Source organism: Pseudomonas batumici (assembly GCF_036585405.1).
GTDB lineage: Bacteria > Pseudomonadota > Gammaproteobacteria > Pseudomonadales > Pseudomonadaceae > Aquipseudomonas > Aquipseudomonas batumici.
In genome coordinates this window covers 834,567-854,851 of record NZ_CP144470.1, presented here as the reverse complement: position 1 = coordinate 854,851, position 20,285 = coordinate 834,567, and the positions used below count along the sequence as shown (strand labels likewise).

General features: G+C 61.2%; 14 protein-coding genes and 3 pseudogenes. 6 read left to right on the top strand and 11 right to left on the bottom strand.

The window, feature by feature from the left end:
- Positions 1–26 precede the first annotated feature (26 nt).
- From NUH87_RS03445 to NUH87_RS03420, 5 genes and pseudogenes are all read right to left on the bottom strand, one after another.
- Entirely contained in the window at positions 27–599 is a 573-nt protein-coding gene (locus NUH87_RS03445; protein WP_338524731.1) for an adhesin, read from the bottom strand.
- Positions 596–1,036, bottom strand: a complete 441-nt coding sequence (locus NUH87_RS03440; RefSeq protein ID WP_338524730.1) for a hypothetical protein — start codon at positions 1,034–1,036, stop codon at positions 596–598. Before NUH87_RS03440 ends, NUH87_RS03445 begins: the two co-directional genes overlap by 4 nt.
- Before the next feature lie 330 nt (positions 1,037–1,366).
- Positions 1,367–1,891 carry an AAA family ATPase gene (locus NUH87_RS03435; protein ID WP_338524729.1) on the bottom strand — a complete coding sequence of 175 codons (525 nt, stop codon included), beginning with the start codon at positions 1,889–1,891 and terminating at the stop codon, positions 1,367–1,369.
- Positions 1,888–2,022 (bottom strand): annotated as a pseudogene (locus NUH87_RS03430) (nicotinamide riboside transporter PnuC); the annotation flags it as partial. The gene NUH87_RS03435 and the pseudogene NUH87_RS03430, both read right to left, overlap by 4 nt.
- A gap of 238 nt (positions 2,023–2,260) precedes the next feature.
- Positions 2,261–3,895: a methyl-accepting chemotaxis protein gene (locus NUH87_RS03420; protein ID WP_338524728.1), complete on the bottom strand. Its 1,635-nt coding sequence runs from the start codon at positions 3,893–3,895 to the stop codon at positions 2,261–2,263.
- 295 nt (positions 3,896–4,190) lie between these two features.
- Here NUH87_RS03420 and NUH87_RS03415 point away from each other — a divergent pair, with 295 nt between their 5' ends.
- Positions 4,191–5,018, top strand: a complete 828-nt coding sequence (locus NUH87_RS03415; protein ID WP_338524727.1) for an undecaprenyl-diphosphate phosphatase — start codon at positions 4,191–4,193, stop codon at positions 5,016–5,018.
- Positions 5,015–5,446: a DUF1294 domain-containing protein gene (locus tag NUH87_RS03410; protein WP_338524726.1), complete on the top strand. Its 432-nt coding sequence runs from the start codon at positions 5,015–5,017 to the stop codon at positions 5,444–5,446. Before NUH87_RS03415 ends, NUH87_RS03410 begins: the two co-directional genes overlap by 4 nt.
- On the opposite strand, the gene NUH87_RS03405 is transcribed toward NUH87_RS03410, so the two are convergent.
- Together NUH87_RS03405 and NUH87_RS03400 are read right to left on the bottom strand one after the other, a co-directional pair.
- Positions 5,441–5,785 carry an MmcQ/YjbR family DNA-binding protein gene (locus NUH87_RS03405; protein ID WP_422393971.1) on the bottom strand — a complete coding sequence of 115 codons (345 nt, stop codon included), beginning with the start codon at positions 5,783–5,785 and terminating at the stop codon, positions 5,441–5,443. The two genes, NUH87_RS03410 and NUH87_RS03405, sit on opposite strands and share 6 nt — an antisense overlap.
- A gap of 11 nt (positions 5,786–5,796) precedes the next feature.
- On the bottom strand, positions 5,797–6,705 hold the full coding sequence (locus NUH87_RS03400) for a LysR substrate-binding domain-containing protein (RefSeq protein WP_338524725.1): 909 nt from the start codon (positions 6,703–6,705) through the stop codon (positions 5,797–5,799).
- 130 nt (positions 6,706–6,835) lie between these two features.
- Between NUH87_RS03400 and NUH87_RS03395 the strand changes: the two genes are divergently transcribed.
- Together NUH87_RS03395 and NUH87_RS03390 are read left to right on the top strand one after the other, a co-directional pair.
- Positions 6,836–7,447 carry an FMN-dependent NADH-azoreductase gene (locus tag NUH87_RS03395; RefSeq protein WP_338524724.1) on the top strand — a complete coding sequence of 204 codons (612 nt, stop codon included), beginning with the start codon at positions 6,836–6,838 and terminating at the stop codon, positions 7,445–7,447.
- 250 nt (positions 7,448–7,697) lie between these two features.
- Entirely contained in the window at positions 7,698–8,729 is a 1,032-nt protein-coding gene (locus NUH87_RS03390; protein WP_338524723.1) for a dienelactone hydrolase, read from the top strand.
- Here NUH87_RS03390 and NUH87_RS03385 read toward each other — a convergent pair whose 3' ends face one another.
- The 3 genes and pseudogenes from NUH87_RS03385 to NUH87_RS03375 all read right to left on the bottom strand — a co-directional run.
- Positions 8,730–9,923, bottom strand: coding sequence for an MFS transporter (locus tag NUH87_RS03385; protein WP_338524722.1), 1,194 nt, complete (start codon positions 9,921–9,923; stop codon positions 8,730–8,732).
- 134 nt (positions 9,924–10,057) lie between these two features.
- Positions 10,058–11,646, bottom strand: a pseudogene (locus tag NUH87_RS03380) (ABC-F family ATPase).
- A 12-nt stretch (positions 11,647–11,658) separates the two neighbouring features.
- Positions 11,659–11,881 (bottom strand): annotated as a pseudogene (locus NUH87_RS03375) (site-specific integrase); the annotation flags it as partial.
- Positions 11,882–12,351: 470 nt separating this feature from the next.
- Between NUH87_RS03375 and NUH87_RS03370 the strand changes: the two are divergent.
- Both NUH87_RS03370 and NUH87_RS03365 read left to right on the top strand, forming a co-directional pair.
- The gene (locus NUH87_RS03370; RefSeq protein WP_338524721.1) at positions 12,352–18,699 is read left to right on the top strand and encodes a TcdA/TcdB pore-forming domain-containing protein; all 6,348 of its coding nucleotides are present in this window, start codon (positions 12,352–12,354) and stop codon (positions 18,697–18,699) included.
- A gap of 108 nt (positions 18,700–18,807) precedes the next feature.
- Positions 18,808–19,152 carry a hypothetical protein gene (locus NUH87_RS03365; protein ID WP_338524720.1) on the top strand — a complete coding sequence of 115 codons (345 nt, stop codon included), beginning with the start codon at positions 18,808–18,810 and terminating at the stop codon, positions 19,150–19,152.
- Here the strand turns inward: NUH87_RS03365 and NUH87_RS03360 are convergent.
- On the bottom strand, positions 19,074–20,252 hold the full coding sequence (locus tag NUH87_RS03360) for a GNAT family N-acetyltransferase/peptidase C39 family protein (protein ID WP_338524719.1): 1,179 nt from the start codon (positions 20,250–20,252) through the stop codon (positions 19,074–19,076). The two genes, NUH87_RS03365 and NUH87_RS03360, sit on opposite strands and share 79 nt — an antisense overlap.
- Positions 20,253–20,285 lie beyond the last annotated feature (33 nt).

The following is a 20,285-nucleotide window of genomic DNA, read 5'->3' as shown; positions in this document are numbered from 1 at the left end:
TTAAGTGTTGTTTTTTACCTTTTGGGTCAATCCGCGACCCGTACGCTCAGGGTGTTGGCCGTTCGGTTTCCCACCCCGGCGCTCTGATTCAACTGGATCACCCCACGGCTACCGGTGAAGGCCTGGTCGCTGGTAGCGACCTGGCGATGGCCAGGAGTAGGATCCGTTGAATCGGAGCTATTGAGCAGCGCCACGTTCTGTTGCTTGAGGACGCTGTCGTCGATACTTTGCGGCGTAGCACTGATGCTTATCCGCAGGGCGTTGGCTTGCTGGTTGCTAGCGCCCGAACTCTGGTTGACCCCCAGTACGCCATTGCCATTACTGAAGGCGTTGCCTTTAATGGCTGACTGGGCATCGATCCTTGGATCGACCCGAGTACGCAACCGTTGGCGAATCTGCGTGGTGGCGCTGGCGTCGGTGTCAATGGCGATGGCTCGGGCGTTGGCCTGTTGTTGCTGATCGCCGGCAGCCTGGTTGACCGAGAAGTTGCCCTGGTACTGACTGCCGGAATTGTCGATGGTGGCCGTATCGATGACAGGCGGTTGGGCAAAGGTCGGCGCACTGCAAAACATGGCCAGAATCAGCAGAGTGCGATTCATTTCATTGTCCCCCCGATAGCATTCAGACTGCCCAGGCCTTGCTGGATGGTGCCGTTGATCCTGTTGGCAACACCGTTGCCGGAGCCTGCGGAATGTCCTGCGGACAAGCCGGGCAGCTGTGTCTGACCGTTGATGTTGCCGCTCAGCGTGCCGGTGGCTTGAGTGATCGTGCTGGCGATGCTTGCACCGCTGCTGATGCCGGAAATGTCACTGTCCGACAGTTCGTTGGTCGCACTGATGACTTGCCTGGACGGGTTGGCATTGACGGTCAGGGGGGTAGGGTCGGGAACCATGGGGCGGCGAGTCGCGTTACGCGTTTGGACTTCCCGCTGGATGATGATGACTCCATCGGCGGCCTGGACAGGCAGACTGATGACAGAGCTGAACGCACATCCGATCAGCAGGAGGCGGATAAAGCCTTTATCAATTGTCTCCACGTCGGCACTCCCTCTTCTTTTTTGCGCTGGCTCTGGTCAGCGTTGTGAAGGAGAGAGCAGAAGCCGTGCCGCTTTTTAGTTATTGATTTAATTCAATGGGTTATGGAGTAGGGCAGGCAGGGGGGAATTTGAGCTGTATCAATCGTGAGACGGTGCCCGCTGTCTTGAGTCGGCATCCTCTATCGAAAAGCTCTAAATGAAGGGTTTACGGGCGAATGTATCAATGACTTAACAGTCAGCATGACAAGCGGATGAAGGCCGTTGATAGGGCTCTTGCGCTGCACTGGAGTGTTTCAGGAATGGACATAAGCCCCTCGAATGCAGGTATTTTCACGGCGTAAGCAATTGCTCCACAGCAGCAAAGGCCTGACGACGGCGCTCAGCCCAATCGCCATTGATGATTTGTAGTCGTTGCTGGTGGTGTTCCAGCCAGGCTTTTGTTGCGCTGAAGAACGCCAGCCGCTGGTTCAGGTCCGGTTGGCAGCGTTGGCCGTCATTCGTCCAGTCCACCACCTCAGGGGAAAGCAACAAGTGCAAGTCATAGTGTCTTGCCAGCAGCGCGTCTTCGATCCAGGTGGGGCATTTGCCAAACAGGGTTTGGCTCCACAACACATTGCTCAGCAGGTGCGTGTCGAGAATCAGCAGTGCAGGGCGTTGGGCTCGGGCGCTGTCTTCCCAGGCCATTTGACCACGGGCAATCTCCGGGATATCGGCAAGGCAGGTATCACGAGGGTTCTGCTCGATGAAGTAACGTACGTATTCGCCCACCAGCAACCCACCAAAGTGGCGTTGAAGCTCTGCCGATAACCAGCTTTTACCACTAGACTCCGGGCCGGTGAGTACCAGGACCTTCATACGCGTAACGCCGGGTCGGCCTGCCATTCGCGCCAGCCTTGCACGGCGATCAGCGTAAACAGGCCATAAAGCGCAGCCGTCAGGTACAAGGGGTTCTGTTTGACCGTCAACCAGACGGCAATCACGCCGAGTGCGGCGGCAAACAGTTCAAGCCCGGACATGAAGGATCCTTGGTGAAGTTGAAAAGGTCGCCGATTGTACCGCAGGAGGGGATTGTGGCGAGGGGGCTTGCCCGAAGCCGGTCAGTTAAGACGCGGACCCTGTGGCTTGCCCGCGAAGCGAACACAGCAGTTTTTCAGGCATTGCGCGTTATCGTTCTTCGCGGGCAAGCCCGCTCCCACATGGGCAGTGTTTCACCGTAAGGTGCGTCTACACCCGAAACTGCTTGAGCAGGCCATTCAATTGCTCACTGAGTTCCTTCAAATGCACGCTTGCAACGCTTGATTGTTCAGCGGCCAACGCGGTGCTGTGGGACAGTCCCGCAGCCTGCGTAACGTTCTGGTTGATGTCCTCGACCACATGCGCCTGTTGCAGGGTTGCGCTGGCAATCGATGCGTTCAGGCTGTTGAGATTATTCAGGGCCTGGCCGATCGCGTTCAGGCTGGCCCCCGCCAACCCGGCTTGCTCAATGGTCAACTGCGAGGCACGACTGCTGTCGCCGATCACTTTGACTGCCGCCTCGGAATGGCTTTGCAAGCGCTCGATCATCGACTGGATTTCAGCCGTGGACTTTTGTGTGCGCTGTGCCAGCAGCCGGACTTCATCGGCCACCACCGCAAAACCTCGTCCTTGCTCACCGGCACGGGCGGCTTCAATGGCCGCGTTGAGCGCCAGCAGATTGGTCTGTTCGGCGATCGAGCGGATCACCTCGAGCACGCTGCCGATCTGTGTGCTTTCGGTGGCCAGGGTGCGGATAACTTCAACGGCTTGATCGATGGTGCTGGACAGTTGATCGATCTGCTGCAAGCTCCCATCGATGTTCACTTGCCCCTGTTGTGCCTGCGCTTGCGCATCGCGCATTTCGCTGGCCGCGTGTTCGGCATTCCGAGCCACGTCCTGCACGCCATAGGTCACTTCATTGATGGCAGTCGCCACCAGCTCCATTTGTTGCGACTGTTGCTGGCTGCGCGCCTGGGCTTGGGCCGCATCGTTGCCCAAGTCGCTGGATGATTGCCCCAGGGCACTGGCGGACAGCTGCAACTGGCTGATGACCCGCCGCAATTTTGCCGTGAACGCGTTGAAATGCTGCGCCAGTTCGGTCACTTCGTCCTGCCCGTGGGTATCGAGGCTGCGGGTCAGGTCGCTTTCACCGCTGGCGATATTGGCCATGGCGTTCACCGTCTCCTGCAAGGGGCGCACGATACTGCGGGCAATCATCATCACCAGCAGTGCCATGACCAGCGCAATCCCCAGTCCGATCAGCGACGCTCGCCAGACCTGGCCGTAGAACTCGTCCTGCAGGTCGTCGACGTACACGCCCGAGCCGACGATCCAGCCCCAGGGCTCGAAGAGCTGCACATAGGAGGTTTTCTGCACCGGCGCACTGGCCCCCGGTTTCGGCCAGCGGTAGTCGATCATGCCAGCGCCCTTGGCCTTGGTCAGGGTGACCATTTCGTTGAACAGGGCATAGCCGTCCGGGTCCTTGATGCCCGACAGGTCCTGGCCTTCGAGCTTGGGGTTGGCCGGATGCATGACCATCACCGGACGCAGGTCGTTGATCCAGAAATAGTCCGTCTGGTTGTAGCGCAGCCCGCGGATCACGCTCAGGGCCTGTTTCTGCGCGACTTCGCGGTTGAGGGTGCCGGCGCTTTCCAGGTCGTGGTAGTAGTTGAGGATGCCACTGGCGACCTGGACCACGTGCTGGGTCTTCTGCGCCTTGGCCTGGTAGAGGTCGTCATGGATCTGCTTGAGCATCAACAGGCCCAGGGTGAGCAGCATCGCCACGGCCACGATGAGGATGAGCCACAACCGCCGACTGATCGACACATTTCGCAAACTATTCATAAGGACACTACTCCTTGTTCTTCTTGTTGTGATCATCGCCGATCTGTATCGAAACAGGTTTTGCCGAGCCTGGCCAGTATGCTTATGGCTAGTATCCGGGCAATCACAAACAGGCATGTCTGATAGGATCTCGGCGCAAAACCGACAAACCTGAGTTCATGTTTGATTTTTCAGACATTTTTTACAGTTTGGCGACAAGTGGTGCCGCACGCTGGAGGCGTGTTGCCCGCGGGCAGATTATCGAACGTTGAATTTTTCAGGTGTCACGCGGGGTGCGTGGCCGCATGGGGGAATAATGGATCTTTGGACCGCCGTACAGGCTGTGATTCTGGGTATTGTCGAGGGTTTGACGGAGTTCTTGCCGATCTCCAGCACCGGGCACCAGATTATCGTGGCGGACCTGCTGAACTTCGGCGGGGAACGGGCCGTGGCCTTCAATATCATCATCCAGCTCGGGGCGATCCTGGCGGTGGTCTGGGAGTTCCGCCACAAGGTGTTCTCGGTGGTCAGGGACTTGCCGACGCAGCGCAACGCCCAGCGCTTCACCCTCAACCTGCTGGTGGCGTTCCTGCCGGCGGTGGTGCTGGGGGTGTTGTTCAAGGAGATCATCGCCACCTACCTGTTCAACCCGATTACCGTCGCCGCCGCGCTGGTGGTGGGCGGCCTGATCATCCTCTGGGCCGAGCGTCGCCAGCACGTGGTGCATGCCGATACGGTGGATGAGATCACCTGGAAAGACGCCCTGAAAGTGGGTTTCGCCCAGTGCCTGGCGATGATCCCCGGCACCTCGCGTTCCGGTGCGACGATTATCGGCGGGCTGCTGTTCGGGCTTTCGCGCAAGACCGCCACCGAGTTTTCGTTCTTCCTGGCGATGCCGACCATGGTCGCCGCGGCGGTGTATTCCGGCTACGGTTTCCGTCATCAGTTCCAGATGGCGGATCTGCCGGTGATCGCCCTGGGCTTCGTGACGTCCTTTGTCTTCGCGATGATCGCCGTACGCGGCCTGTTGAAATTCATCGCCAGCCACACCTACGTGGCGTTCGCCTGGTACCGGATCGCCTTCGGCCTGGTGATCCTGGCCACCTGGCAGTTCGGCTGGGTCGATTGGTCGACCCGGGGATGACGGCGCCACGCAACCAGGAGCGTACCCGGCAGGCCGTCCGCACGATCCAGCAGCTCGAACTCAAACTGGTGATGTTGCTGCTGCTCTGCGCGTTGCCCGGGTTCGGGGCCTTGCAGATGTGGCTCGCCGGCGGCCCTGCGCTGGCGCTGTGGATCTACGGGATCGTCAGCCTGCTGGCGTTCTTCCTGTACTGGAGCGACAAACGCAAGGCCCGTGACGATGCCTGGCGCACGCCGGAAAAGGTCCTGCACGCCATCGAGCTGCTGGGCGGCTGGCCGGGGGCGTTGATCGCCCAGCAGGTGTTTCGGCACAAGACCCGTAAGGTGTCGTATCAACTGGTGTTCTGGGTAATCGTGCTGTTGCACCAGGTCTTCTGGATTGACCACCTGTTCCTTGATGCCAGCCTGCTGCACCTGTCCTTTTTATAGCAACAGGCCGACCTGGACGCGTTTGGGCAATTTGCCGACCACCAGTTGATGCGAGCGTTGTATCAGTGCGTGCAGCTCTTCACGGCCCAGCGGGTAGGGCGTGTCCATGATGATCCAGTGGGCCCTGGCCAGATACGGCGCGGGCCCGATCCCCGGGCGGTCGACATGGCCGAGGAACAGCTCCTTGTCGACCTTGAACGCCAGGGAGTCGCCGCGCAGCCCCTGCACAGCGAACATCTTGTTTCCGGCAATGGAAAACACCCGCACGCCGCCCCATTTGTAGTCTTCCCGGGCCCCGGGCAGTGCCAGGCAGAAGCGCGCGATGTCTTCCGGGCTTATGCTTGATCCCTTCACAGTGTCTTATCTCCGCAACTTTTGAAAACCTCGGCCAGGTGATCGATCCAGGCCCGCACCGCCGGCAGTACGCCGCGCCGATGGGGGTAGACCGCTTGCAACCAGCCGCCGGGCAAGGACCATTCCGGGAGTATCCGCACGAAAGTGCCGTTGGCCAGTTCTTCTTCACAGTACAGCATCGGCAGGACGGTGAAACCCAGGCCGGCGAGGGCGCAGGCCTTGCGCACGACGAAGTCGTCGACCCCGAGTCGGGCCTCGAGGGTCAGCTCGCGTTTTTCGCCCTCGGCATTGATCAGGCTCAGGTGCACCAGTCGGTCGGCCTCCAGGGCGCCCAATATGGGGACGCTCCTGAGGTCGTCGAGGCGGGTGATGGGGTGTTGCTCCAGGAAGGCCGGCGTTGCCAGTATGAAGGTCTGCGCCTGGCGCAGGCGGCGGGTTACCAGCAACGGGTCCTCGTCGCCCTGCTCGCGAACCCGCAGGGCCACATCGATGCCTTCGGTCACCAGGTCGACCCGGCGATTGACCATCAGCACTTCCAGTTGGACCAGTGGGTGCGCGCTCAGGAAGCTGGAGATGACCCAGGGCATGAACTCCTGGGCCAATCCCACCGGGCAGGACACGCGCAAGCGTCCGCGGGGCTCGCTGGACATGCTGGCCACGGCTTCGTCGGCCATCTCGGCTTCCAATAACATCGCCTGGCAATGGCGCAGGTAGCGCTCGCCGACGGCGGTCAGTTTCAGCTGGCGGGTGGTGCGTTGCAGCAAGCGGGCGCCAAGGCGCTCTTCCAGCTCGGCGATACGCCGCGACAGGCGCGACTTGGGAATCCCCAGCAGGCGCCCGGCCGCCGCGAAGCCACCGGCTTCCACCACCTTGGCGAAGTAGTAGAGATCGTTGAGGTCTTGCATGGGCAATGACTCGATTGTTCCAAAGGTAGGACGAACTATCGCATTTAAGCCGACTAATCGGCTATTGGTTTCGCCTGTAGGATTATCTCAACTTGATCGCCCAGTGGCGATCCTCACTTGGAGATCCCGAATGAAACTCTTGCACATCGATTCCAGCATCCTGGGCGACAATTCCGCTTCCCGTCAGCTGAGCCGCCAGGTCGTCGACGCCTGGAAACTCGCCGAGCCTTCCGCCGTGGTGACCTACCGCGACCTGGCCAGCGATGCCATCAGCCACTTCTCCAGCCTGACCCTGGTCGCCGGCGGTACCGCCGCCGAGCTGCGTGACGCGGCCCAGCGCCACGAAGCCGAACTCAGCGCCTCGACCATGGAAGAGTTCCTCGCCGCCGATGCCATCGTGATCGCCGCGCCGATGTACAACTTCAGCGTTCCGACCCAGCTCAAGGCCTGGATCGACCGTATCACCGTTGCCGGCAAGACCTTCCGCTACACCGAAGCCGGCCCTGAAGGCCTGGCTGGCGGCAAGAAACTGGTGATCGTCTCCACCTCCGGCGGCCTGCATGTGGGCATGCCTACTGGCGTCGCTCACGAGGATTACCTGAGCGTGCTGTTCGGCTTCCTCGGTATCACCGATATCGAGTTCGTCCGCGCCCACGGCCTGGGCTACGGCGAAGACGTCCGCGCCAAGGCCATGAGCACTGCGCAGGCGCACATCAGCGAAGAGCTGTTCGCCACCGCGTAAAGCTTTCGTAAACAGGCAAGCTTCTTTCGGGAACACCGATTAAACTCTGTACCCTGATCATCCTGAATGGTCAGCGTACGGAGTTTTTTGCGTCTGGCTGTTCGGATTTGGCTCGAGTTATGCAGCATCGATCAACCATAGGTACTCTGAAAAACCTCGAATATCAGCCAAGGCCCTGCTCCAGAGCTTTAGCTTCAAGGAATTGCAGAGAATTGGTGTGCTAACTTTCGCAGCAAAGGTGGGCATCCCCATGATGCGTCTTTGTGCAGTGTTACTGATCTGCTTGTCCAGCAGCCTCCTGACGGTGCAGGCGGCGCCACCCGCTCATTGGAGCGTTGGCTACCATCGCCTGACGTTCCTCGATCCGCTGGACCTCCAGCCGATGAAGGCGATTGCCTTTTATCCCTCCAGTGGCCGTGAGCACCAGAGCCGGATCGGCAACTACATGATTCAGGCGACTGAAGACGCCAAGGTTGCTATCGGTCGCTATCCGTTGCTGATGTTGTCCCATGGCAACACTGGCACCCCCCTGGCCTTGCACGACCTGGCCACCTCCCTGGCGCGCAAGGGCTTTATCGTGGTCGCCGTGCTGCACCCGGGCGACAACTACAAGGATCAAAGTCGCCTGGGCACCCTGAGCAACCTGTACGGTCGGCCCATGCAGATTTCCGAAGCCATCACCGCCACCCTCGGCGATCCGATGCTGTCGCCCTATGTCGAAGCCGAGGACGTCGGCGTGATCGGTTATTCGGCGGGCGGCGAGACCGCGCTGATACTGGCCGGAGCCCAACCGAATCTGGAGCGCTTGCGTCGCTATTGCCAGGAGCGTCCGGATGACAAGGATGCCTGCAACACCAAGGGTGAATTGATCGTCGACCGCGATGACCTGCAACCGGTGGCTGACCCGCGGGTGCATGCCTTGTTGCTGATGGCGCCGCTGAGCCTGATGTTCGGCCGTCATACCCTGGCGGATGTCCATGTACCGGTGCTGATGTACAGCGGTGGCGCCGACAAACTGGTGTTTCCGGACAAGAATGCCGCCGCCCTGGCGCGCAAGTTACCGGTGGCGCCGCAGTTCAAGCTGATCGCCGGGGCCGGGCATTTTGTCTTCATGGCGCCGTGCAGCGAAGCGCAGCTCAAGGCCACGCCGGGGCTGTGTACCGATGCCGAAGGGGTCAACCGCGAGGATATTCATCGCGACCTGATCCACGAGGCCGGAAGCTTCTTCGCCAAGACCCTCAGTGTGCCGAATCATGGCGGGATGCAGACCGCCGATCAGTAGTCACTGTGCTGCTGCGCGACGTGCCAGCAGCACGGTAACCGCCAAGCCACTGATCGACAGTAACGCTGCGCCCAAGAAAATCCACGAATAGCCCAGGTTCGAGGCCACCGCGCCCATCACCGGACCGGCGATGGCCAGTGCCAGGTCGAAAAACACCGCATAGGCGCTCAGCCCCGCACCGCGACTGGTGCTCGGGACCTGTTTGATCGCCTCCACACCCAGCGCCGGATACACCAGGGACAGGCCAAACCCCGCCAGGCCCGCACCGGCCAGGGCGACGCCGGTGGAGGGCGCCAGCCAGAGCAGCACCAGGCCCAGGGTCTCGATACTCATGCAGGCGATGGCGGCCTTGAAACCGCCGAAGCGGTTGATACTGCCGATAAAGAACAGCCGGGCAAGGATGAAGCAGGTGCCGAACACCGTCAGGCAATAGGCCGCGCCGCTCCAGCCACGACTGAGATAGAAGAGCGTGATGAAGGTCGTCAGGGTGCCGTAGCCGATGGACGCCAGGGTCAGGCTGGCGCCATAGGGGGCGATGCGCCCGAACACGGCCCAAAAGGGCAGGCGTTCGCCGCGAATGACCGGCACCGAGGGTTTGTTGCGGATCAGCAGCAGGGCCCCCAGGGAGAGGGTCGACAAGGCGATGCCGAGGCTGGCGAAGCCGTAATCCTCGACCATCAGCACCCCCAGTGGTGCGCCGATGGCGATGGCGCCGTAGGAAGCGATACCGTTCCAGGAGATGACCCGGGCGGTCTGGTCGGCGCCGACCTGGCCGATGCCCCAACTGATGGTGCCCACGCCGATCAGGCCCTGGGCGACTCCCAATAGCAGGCGAGCGACGATCAGAATCCCCAGGCTCGGCAGTGGCAGGTGCTGCATCAGGGTCGACAGCCACGTCAGCGCGCCACTGAGAACGATGCCGGACAGGCCATAGATGATCGATCGTTTGGTGCCAATGCCGTCGGCCATGCGTCCGGCCATGGGGCGGCTGAGCAGGGTCGCCAGGTATTGCGAGCCGATGGTCAGGCCGGCGATCACCGCGCTGAAACCCAGTTGTCCGTGCACGTAGCCGGGCAACACCGCAATCGGCAGGCCGATGCAGAGGAAGGCGATAAAGGTGTAGGAGACGATGGAGACGATCTGCAGGGTGATCGTCAGGTTGCTGGTCGGTCTGGGCGGTTGCTGGGCGGACATGAAGGCTCGTTCGCGGGCGGGCGGTTAGAGATCTGCATGATGGCGGGATGGAAGGATAAAAGGAAGCAGGCTAACTAGTTTCTAGGGTATTCCTGTGGAACCGGACAGCCGGCTCCACAGGTTTTCCAGGCTGTTTAGAACACCACGCCCTGGCTGCGCAGGTAGTCGTCATAGGTGCCGCTGAAGTCGATCACACCGCTCGGGCTCAGCTCGATGATGCGGGTGGCCAGGGACGAGACGAACTCGCGGTCGTGGCTGACGAAGATCAGGGTGCCCGGGTAGTTCTCCAGGGCCAGGTTGAGGGACTCGATGGATTCCATGTCCAGGTGGTTGGTCGGTTCGTCCATCACCAGCACGTTGGGCTTTTGCAGGATCAGCTTGCCGAACAGCATGCGACCCTGTTCGCCCCGGAGATCACCTTGACCGACTTGAGGATCTCGTCGTTGGAGAACAGCATGCGACCGAGGGTCCCGCGCACCAGTTGCTCGCCGCCCTGGGTCCACTGGCCCATCCAGTCGAACAGGTTGACGTCGTCTTCGAAGTCATGGGCGTGGTCCTGGGCGTAGTAGCCCAGTTCCGCGGACTCGGTCCATTTCACCGAGCCGGCGTCCGCGCTCAGCTCACCCACCAGGGTGCGCAGCAGGGTGGTCTTGCCGATACCGTTCGGGCCGATGATCGCCACGCGCTCGCCGGCTTCGACGGTGAAGCTGAAGTCCTTGAACAGCGTGACGCCGTCAAAGCCCTTGGCCATATGCTCGACGGTGACCGCCTGGCGGTGCAGCTTCTTGGTCTGCTCGAAGCGGATGAACGGGCTGACCCGGCTCGACGGCTTGACCTCGGCCAGCTGGATCTTGTCGATCTGCTTGGCGCGGGAGGTGGCCTGCTTGGCTTTCGAGGCGTTGGCCGAGAAGCGGCTGACGAAGGTCTGCAGCTCGGCGATCTGGGCTTTCTTCTTGGCGTTGTCCGACAGCAGTTGCTCGCGGGACTGGGTGGCCGCGGTCATGTATTCGTCGTAGTTGCCCGGGAACAGGCGCAGCTCGCCGTAGTCCAGGTCGGCCATGTGGGTGCAGACGCTGTTCAGGAAGTGCCGGTCGTGGGAGATGATGATCATCAGGCTGCTGCGCTGGGTCAGGATGTTTTCCAGCCAGCGGATGGTGTTGATGTCCAGGTGGTTGGTCGGTTCGTCGAGCAACAGCACTTCCGGATCGGAGAACAACGCCTGGGCCAGCAACACCCGCAGTTTCCAGCCGGGCGAGACTTCGCTCATCGGGCCGAAATGCTGTTCGATGCCGATCCCCAGGCCCAGCAGCAGTTCACCGGCACGGGACTCGGCGGTGTAGCCGTCCATTTCGGCGAACTCGGTTTCCAGTTCGGCCACGGCCATGCCGTCTTCTTCGCTCATTTCCGGCAGCGAGTAGATGCGGTCGCGCTCGGCCTTGACCTTCCACAGTTCCTCGTGACCCATGATCACGGTGTCGATCACGCTGAATTCTTCGTAGGCGAACTGGTCCTGGCGCAGTTTACCCAGGCGCACGTTCGGCTCCAGCATGACCTGGCCTCCGGACGGCTCGAGGTCGCCACCGAGGATTTTCATGAAGGTCGACTTGCCGCAGCCGTTGGCGCCGATCAGGCCGTAGCGGTTGCCGGCGCCGAATTTGACCGAGACGTTCTCGAAGAGCGGCTTGGCGCCGAACTGTTGGGTGATGTTAGCGGTGGAGATCAATTACTTTACCTATCAAGGGGTTACGCGCTGCCGATTGGGTGCTTGGGCCATTCCCGGGGCATTTGCGAGCTTTTCCGTCTCGTTCCAGTCACCGCTGAAGTTCAGCCAGCGCGCGTACGTAAAGAGCAGCATCCGACGGTGTGTCCGAGCTGCTGTGCAATTAAAAGGCGGGATTCATTCCAGACATTGGGCCTATTGTCGCATATGGATGACGACAGTTACATGGCTGTCGGCGGGCGTCTGTTCGCGACGGCCCGACGCAGAGCTGTGTCTATACATATGTACGACTTGAGGCATGGCGCTTCTCAGCACAATAGGTTCCAGCGCTCCGGGTGTTATTTCTTTAAGCCCGGTGCCAATCAGTGACTGAAATCATGATTCTGGAGACGGTGCATGGGTGTTGGAGCGGCTACAACCAGGGAAGGTATGGATGGGGACGGCAGCAGCGGGTCGAGGAAAAGACCCGGCTCAGCCGTCCGGAACGAGGGCGGACGACCCAGGATCCTGGAGAATGAAGTCGGCGTTGCGACACAAGGCAATGAACCGAGCCCATTCGGGACCAACCTCGCCCTTTGGGGGCGATCGAAGCGCTACAACGAGGCCGGTGAAACCTTTGACAGCCAGGTCATCCTGGAACTCGGCGAAGTCCCGGGGACTGCCGACGCCATACGCTCACTCGGACTGCAGCATCCCGACAAGCCCTCCGTGTGGTTTCGACTGAACGGGCAGGGCTATGCACGGGTGCTTGGCGATCCTGCATTCATGAACGGGTATGCCCGTATCCTGGTCCTCGGTGTGTCGGGTGCAGACGGGACGTTGAGCGGCTATACGCCAGCCCTGCTGGAAAACAAGATCAGCGAGTTCCGTGGCTGGCTGCGCGAGCGCTACCACTACGGCAGTTATGGCTTGAAAGGTTCTATCTACGAGGACTATCTGAGCACTGCCTCGAACTGGAACACCAGGCATCCCGCTTATCCGGTGACCGGTATGGGGGGCGACGGCAAACGTGATCCCGATTTCTGGCGCAAGGTGAAAGAGCGCCTGCGCGATAGCCGTGGCACACGGGCAGAAAAGGTCCGGGCGCTCATCCAGATGGACCTCAGGGTTGATCTGCGTGGCCTGACTTTTTTCAACATGCCGGGCAGTGTGGCGACCGAACTGGAGCAGGTCGATGGTGCGCTGATTGCCGATATCCTTCACCGCCGGTCAGAGGGAACTCATGAACCCGTGGTTTCCCGCGTGATAGAGCCCATGGCCGGCTCGGGGGTTTACTCGAACTGGGTCAGGGCGCAGGGGTTCAAGGGCAAAGTCATCGTCAACGATATCAATCCCTTGGTCGCGCTGACCCAGAGCGAAGTGGTCAGTCATCCCCAGGGCGTTACCAGGGGCGTCCAGGAGATCAAGTCCGACCTCCTGGCGATCAGCCGCCAGCATGGCTTTGATTTCGACGACAACCTGTCAATGAGCTTTGAACGCGTCTTTCCGGATGATGTCCCTTTATCAAAGAAAAAGGATGAGGAAAGAATAAGAAAGCAGGAAAAGCTCAAGGAGTTTGTCAGGCAGGATCGGGCGGATAGTCTTCGTCAGGCGGTAAAGGATTATTTTGAAGACAGCCTGGCTGAATTGATTTCCCTGAAAGATGGCAAGATGGTCGTTGATGAGCCGGCGGTGACACAAAGTGGCCGTTTAACCGCCAGGACACGGGTCGCCGCGTTGTTTTATGTCATGCAGAATGCGGCCAATCATAGGGGTACGGTCACCATCAACCAGGTCCCCTCGGTCGGATACAGGTTGCACTTGCCTCTGTCCTTGTTGACGGCGGAGAAACATTACAACGTTCACCTTCTCCCTTTGATCACCAATGAAAGAAAGTTGTTTTTTATCAGTCGGCTCCACGGCGGGAATCTCGACACCACCGAGTTCCTGAACGGTGATGGTTGGGAGTTGTTTACGCGCACCGATGTGGGGCCAGGTGATTTGATCCTGCTCAGCGGGCATTTCAGTGATAGCTATCTGAGCGTCGAAGAGTTTTATGAGAAAGTCGATCGTTATGTGACGCGAGCGGTTGAAAAGGGCGCGCAGGTCCTGATTATCAATGACTTCAGTGAAGCCAAGGAACAGGGTTTCAAACAGCGTGGTTTCCAGGTTTCCCGGCATGCGCGATCGAATGACAACAAAAGATCCTATCTGTTGGCGTTGCGCAATGTTGTCGCGGCCTCCAGCACACCTGAGGTATTAAACAACCGTCTTCGCGATTTCGTGGTTGCGATGCATGATATCGAGAAACGGGTTGGTTTTATTCCCGGTGAGGTATTGGTCGGCTGGAGTGACGAGGATTATTACGACCCCGAGGCTGCCCAGAGGGCGAATGTCGAGCAGTGGGCGTTGGCAGCCGCTGACGACGAGGGCAGAGAGCCTCTTTCGCAAGCTGACAGCGTGCTGAACCGGGACGAAGTCGGCGAGTGGGATCTGCCGGCGCTGGCGGCGTCCAACGAAAGCGAGCGCACCAGCCGGTTCGACTACCAACTGATTGTTCAGCTTGAAGATAATCGGACGGTCAGGCAGGCGGCGATTGATCTGGCCGGTAAACACCCATCGAATTCATTGCTGCTCCAGCTCGACGTGGCGGGCAAGTTGCGCTTCGCGGCAGGCCAGGACGCGGTGCTGGCGCGTATCGGCCAGTTGAACCGTCAGGGGAAAAAACACTGGCGTTTGCAAGCGGTGGGTCATGGCCGTGACGACGCCGCTGGACAGCGGACCGTGGCGGGGTACTTGCCGTCCGAATTGGCGCGAACCCTCAGGCAGTTGCTGGACAATCCGTTGCAGCCTGGGCAGGCGCGGGCTGTCGCGCCGGAACATATCAGCCTGGTGGGGTGCGCGCTGGTGGATAACGAGCCGACAGCAACCAGTAGCTATATACAGGCCTTTGTACACGCCCTGGATCGGGAAAAGCTCTCTGTACGTTCTGTCGCGGCCCATTCGGCGAAGATTATCGTCAATCCGCAGGGCGGCAAACGGGGCGTCACCCTCACGGACACCAAGCTGGTTCTTCGCCGCAGCGGCGATGCCTGGATGGCGGTGGTCTCGCCAGGAAAAACCGGGTATGACGACAGCCTGCTGCTGACGGAGACGCTGGGTGAAAAACTGGCTCGGTTGGGGCTGAAGAAACAGCGGCTCGGCGTGGTGGCGCGGGCGCAAGAGTTCCAGCAAGGCATGGCGCAGTTGTACCGTGACAATCATTTGGCCGAGGGCGAATGGCTGCCGCTCTGGCACCGTCTGACGCAGGAGGAAGCCGCCCAGGGCGGCGAGTATCGGTTGGAGTTCGCGCAGGTTGCGCATCCTGAGCAAGCGACCCGGGTACTGCGTTTGACGGACCGACGCGTGGTTGAATTCATCCAGGACTACAACCGGCAACTGACCAAGGTCGCGCAGGCTCGCGAGGTGCAGGGCGAACACTTGGCGGGCCCGCCCGGTGAGCCCGAAGGGGAGTCCCTCGATGGGCTCAATGCCCTGTTTATTGTCCAGACCCTGTTCGCCTGGTTTAGCCACAAGAGTCGCACGGAGGTGGCCGGTGGCGAGTTGACGGGGGTATTGGGCTGCTCGCTGCAGGTGCACGGTTGGCTCAATACGGCGCAGATCATCCATGGCACGGTCATGGATGTGGCGAAGGTCGTGCAGTTGTTTCGTTCGGCGCTGGCGATCAGCAAGGGCAAGGCGTTTTTCAGTCAGGCGCAGTCCCTCAACGTGATGTCGTCGATCTCGAAACTCAATATCGGCGTTGGCCTGTTCTTGAATCTGGGTAGCGTGGTACTGGACGCCATTGAGTTGTCCCAGGCGCAGAATGAAGCCCAACGTGCGGTCTTCGCCACCCAATTGGCCTTTGATAGCGCCGGGCTGGCCCTCGGCGTGTTCAGTCTTGGCGCTTCGATGGCGGCGAATGCCGGTATCGTCGGTGCCGCCACCGCCTCGGGTTTTGCCGGCGCGCTGGCGGCACCCCTGGCGGGCCTGGGCATCGGCTTCAGCGCCTTGGCCCAGGCATTCAGCGCCGTGGCCGAGGAGGCCGCCCAGGTGGGCAGCTATTTTGCCGGTCTCGATGCAGCCTATCGCCAGGGCGGCTACCGACGCGTGGAACGCAAAAACAGCACCGATCATGTGCAGGATGACGCCCCTGGGCATGTCCTGATGGAATCCATTCCGGGCGCGGTGATCAGCACACTGGATCTGCGTCGCCAGCAACTGACCCTGGACAGTCAATACCTTTACCGCAACGACCCCACCAACGCGGTCGGTTCCGGCAGGAGCAACTACTTCTTCTGGTGGCCAGGCCGCGGGGCGAACCTGGACAAGAACCTGGCGATCAATATTCGCGAAGGGATCGGTTATCGCCAGGCCCAGGTCAGCTTCGTCCCCGGCGATGCGGTCCTGGTGCTGCCGATGACCGCGAAGTCGTACCTCAATTACGAATACATGATCCTGCCGTTTGCCACCACCCGGAACGACCACGGTTTCGATGTGCTGCGCAGGCTCGAGGAAGACGGTCGCTTCGACTTTGACTTCTACGCCTTTCCCGGCGAGCGGATTGTCCGGCGGATCATGCCTGAGTACGTGGAGACGCCGGTCAGGGTGCTATTGGATGCGCAGGAGCGTGACATCCTGGTGCCCGCGCTGCCGGATATCCTGCGGGGCAAGCTGTCTTATCAACTGGAGGGCGAGGGCGGTCATTACCGTCTCAGCCTGCAGGACGGTGTGTCGATTTCCCTGGGCGGCACAGCGAACAGTCGTTGGACACTGGATGCCCGTCAACTGAAGGAAGCCGCGACCCGTCTCAATGGCAATCGGTTGCAGGTGGGCAGCCTGGCGATAACGCTGTCGGAGCACTGTGGCGAGATTTCGCTGATCAACGCCGGTGGCGAGCTGTTTTCCGTCGATCGGGAAAAGCAGCAACTGATCCTGCTGGAAGCCGATGGCAGCGGGTTTATGGATTGGCAGGCCCTGCATGCGCATCTCAAGCAGTTGACCGCTGATTCACCCCACAGCCAGCCCTTCGTTGCGGTTGATCACTATCGCCGGGCCGGGTATGACATCGGCAGGGCGTTCTATCAGGTGAGCCTGGATCGTTTTATCTACACCGATTATCCGCAGGCCAGTGAGTTTCTCGGCCAGGCGCTGTTGGGCGGCATCGTCGAAGACAAGGCCTGGTTCTACCGGGGCGTGGATGTCTGGCAGGTGGCGATCGCCACGGGGCAGGTGCTGGTCCAGTACCGACCGCGGACCTTTGGCGGAAATATCACCCACAGCAGCCTGGTGCAGCGCGATGGTCAGCTCCTGCTGGCGATTGAAGAGCTGCTGCCGGACTGCTCCGTCGAGCACATTTACCGGGTCGAAGAGGCCTCGCTGAAACTGCTGGCGATCCATCGGGTCGGGCAACTGTTCAAGCCAGACGAAAACAGTCTGGCCCTGCTATCGGCCGCTGCGCACTGGCGTGATCCGCTACAACGGATGACCGAGCGGCAAGTCAGCGCCAGCCATGCGCAAGTAGTGACCTGCGCCGCCAGCCAGGGGCAGACGACAGAGCGTCAGTGGCTGGTTTTCAACAGCGAGTACCTGCTGCCGCGTGTGGTGCGGGCAAACCTCGGCGCTGCCATGCCGCAGGACCTTTCGCTGGTCGGTTCGACGGGTGGGGACAAGCCGGGCTTCTACTTCTACGACCCACACGGGCGGCGAGCTTACTTCCAGGCCGATGAAGGCATGAGCGGGACGCTGGCGACGGCGGTGGACCTCAGTGAGGTCAGTGCCGTCCGGGGCGGTGATCAGTCACCGTGGCTGGCCCTGACGGCGGAGGGCAGCCTATGGCTGCTGGACCGTGGAACTGCGCGGCTGGCGGGAGTGGTTGCCAGTTGGCTGAGCCGCCACCGGGAAGATCTGACGACGGAACTCGGGCGGCTGGCCAGCGCGGCACCGGCGCGACTCGACAACCTGGTGTTATGGGGGCTGGGAGGCCTCGCCGGAAAAACCACCGGCGCCTGGTATGACTGTGCCGCACAACGGCTCGTGCAGGGCGGCGGCAATCTTGATGGCCGGCAGAACCTGACCTATCTGGGATTGGCGGCCGATGACCGCCATGCCTGGATTCTGGATGGCGAGAGCCGGCAGCTCTATCGCCAGGCCCTACTCCCGGCCGAGACCGAGTTGACGTTCAGCGAGCCGTTGCTCCCGTCACCCGCGGCCCCCGATGCGTTGGCCTGGCCGGCGCCGCAGCAGTGGATCAGGGGGCAGCGCCAAGGGACTCGGTTGCACCTGGAAAGCAGCGATGGCGTCATGGTTCTGCTGCCGGTGGCCGCCACCTTGACGGAGCGGGCGGTGCTGATTGCGCTGCGGATCAAGGCGCATCAGGAGATCGCGCAAGTCGGCGAGCGGATTGCGGCGTTGCGCAAGCATTACGACCTGCCCTCGGCCGTGCGACTGTTGACCGAGCCGGGCGAGACCCCGGGTTGGTATCTGCCGGACAGTGCGGAGCTGCTGTGCGCCCAAGGTCCGCAGGCGGACCATCAGTTGACTTACCTGGGCAAGGCCGCAGGCCAGGCGGGCGGTTACATCCATGATGAAGACAACGGGCAACTGTGGTGCCTGGACAATCTGCAGTCGACGCCGGTGGGCCGCTACAGTTTTGTCCATTTGTCCGACGGCAATCTGATCCTGCAGCTCGACGACAGCAGCCCGGCGGATAGCGAACCGTTGCCGGTGCTGGAGGAGGCCGAGTGCCTGATGGTTTCCGGACACAGCCATGGTGTGCATCACTACCCACTGGACCGTGGGCTGCTGAACCATTATCGACAGATCATCATTGACGAGCAGAGCCGTGATGCGGTCATCCGTGCTGATTCCGAGCGGCTGGTGTTGCAGCGCAGCGGCGAGGACCTGATGCTCTACGACAGTGACGCCCATACCAGCCTACTGATCCCGGATATCGAGCAGACGGCGCAGCGCGGGACGAAATTGCAACTGGCGCCCCAGGCGCTGAGCGGATTGCTGGAGGGGCTGAGCCGTCCGTGACGAGGCAGGCCGTCCCGTCGCGGCCCTGAAGTCGATGCTGCCACGGGTATATTATGGGGTGGAGCGTTGTCCAACCCCATAACGAACTCATCGTTGAAGAGAGGCGTCATGAACAGACTAGTCTTCGCGCGGGCAGTCCCGCTGGTCGTTGGACTGCTGATCGCTGTCACGCCTGTCGAGGGTGCTTCCCTGCCTGCGACGCCATGGCTGGCGCAGTACCTGCCTAACAGCGACAACCCCTATAACAGCCCGATTCGCCGCGCCAACCCCAACAGTCGCCAGGGTTCGGAGTCCAGCGCACCGCCCTTGCGCGGTCCCAATACGTTGCCGAAACCACGGCCCTCGACGATCGAAAACGGCGCGATCCAGAATGGCTACCCGCGTGACCAGTCAGCACCGATGGCGGTGCCGATCAGCCCGGGGACCCGCAGCGATCCGAATTCGCAACGCTGAGCCATGCGTCGATAGACAATCACCGCCGCCCGCAACTTGCTGCTGCCGAAGGTGCTCATCTTGTCGAACTCGCCATGGCTCACCGGCAGGTGCTGGCAGTCCAGGGGCTGACGATGCTGGCTGTGGTCGACGTCCGGGTCGTGCAGGTAGACGAATTCTTCGTCGCAGTCGGTGACGATCACCCAATGCGGCGCCTTGGAGCGGGTCAGGCGGTAGCTGCTGATCAGCACCAGCGGCTGGCCACCGGCGGCCAGCAGGCGTGGCAGCTCAAGCGAGCCGCCGAGCACCTGTTCGACATCGGTGGCGGCCAACTCGCTTTCGAAGCCTTCATGGACCAGGCGCATGACGTCTTTCTTATGTTCGTTGCGCACGCCGTTGAGCAGCAGGGGACCGCTCATGCTCACTTGCAGACGCACCGCAAAGCCCCGGCGCCAGGCGGCCAGTGCCAGGCCCTGGGGGCTGCAACCGCCATGGCCGGAGGTCATGAATACGGTGGTCGCCTCGCGCCAGATCTGTACCTCTTCCTGGCGCGAAGTGCTGCGTGAAGGTTGCAGCGCGCCCATGGCCATCAGCAGGCACGCCGGCCCGCAGGTGAACTCTGTGGTCTGGGCGTAGTAGGGGACGTGCAGGTCGCGACTGTCACGGTGCTCGAGAATCCGTTTTTCCAGGCGCAGGGCGTCGGTATGGTCCGCGTAGTAATCGCTGATCCGCCCGAAGCGGCGATAACCGTTGCGCTCATAGAGGCCAATGGCGGCGCTGTTGTCGGTGCGCACTTCCAGGCGCAGGTAGGCGCAGTCATGTTCCAGGGCGCAGGCTTCGCTGCGTTGCAACAGCGCCTTGCCGAGGCCCGTGCCACGGGCATGGGGGGCGATGGCGATCGAGTAAAGGCGCGCCAGGGAGGTGCCGCGATGAAACAGCACCAGGGCATAGCCGGCCAGTCGAGCGTCAGCTTGCTCGGCGACCAGCAGTTGCGCGTGGGCCCGACTGATCATCCACTGGAAGCTGCGCGGGGTCAGCCGGTCGGTGGTGAAACAGTGTTCTTCCAGTTCCAGCAAGGCGGGCAAATCGTCGGGCGTGGCAACGCGAAAGACAAGATCCATATAACCACCGTAAAAGTTGTGTAACGAAACGGG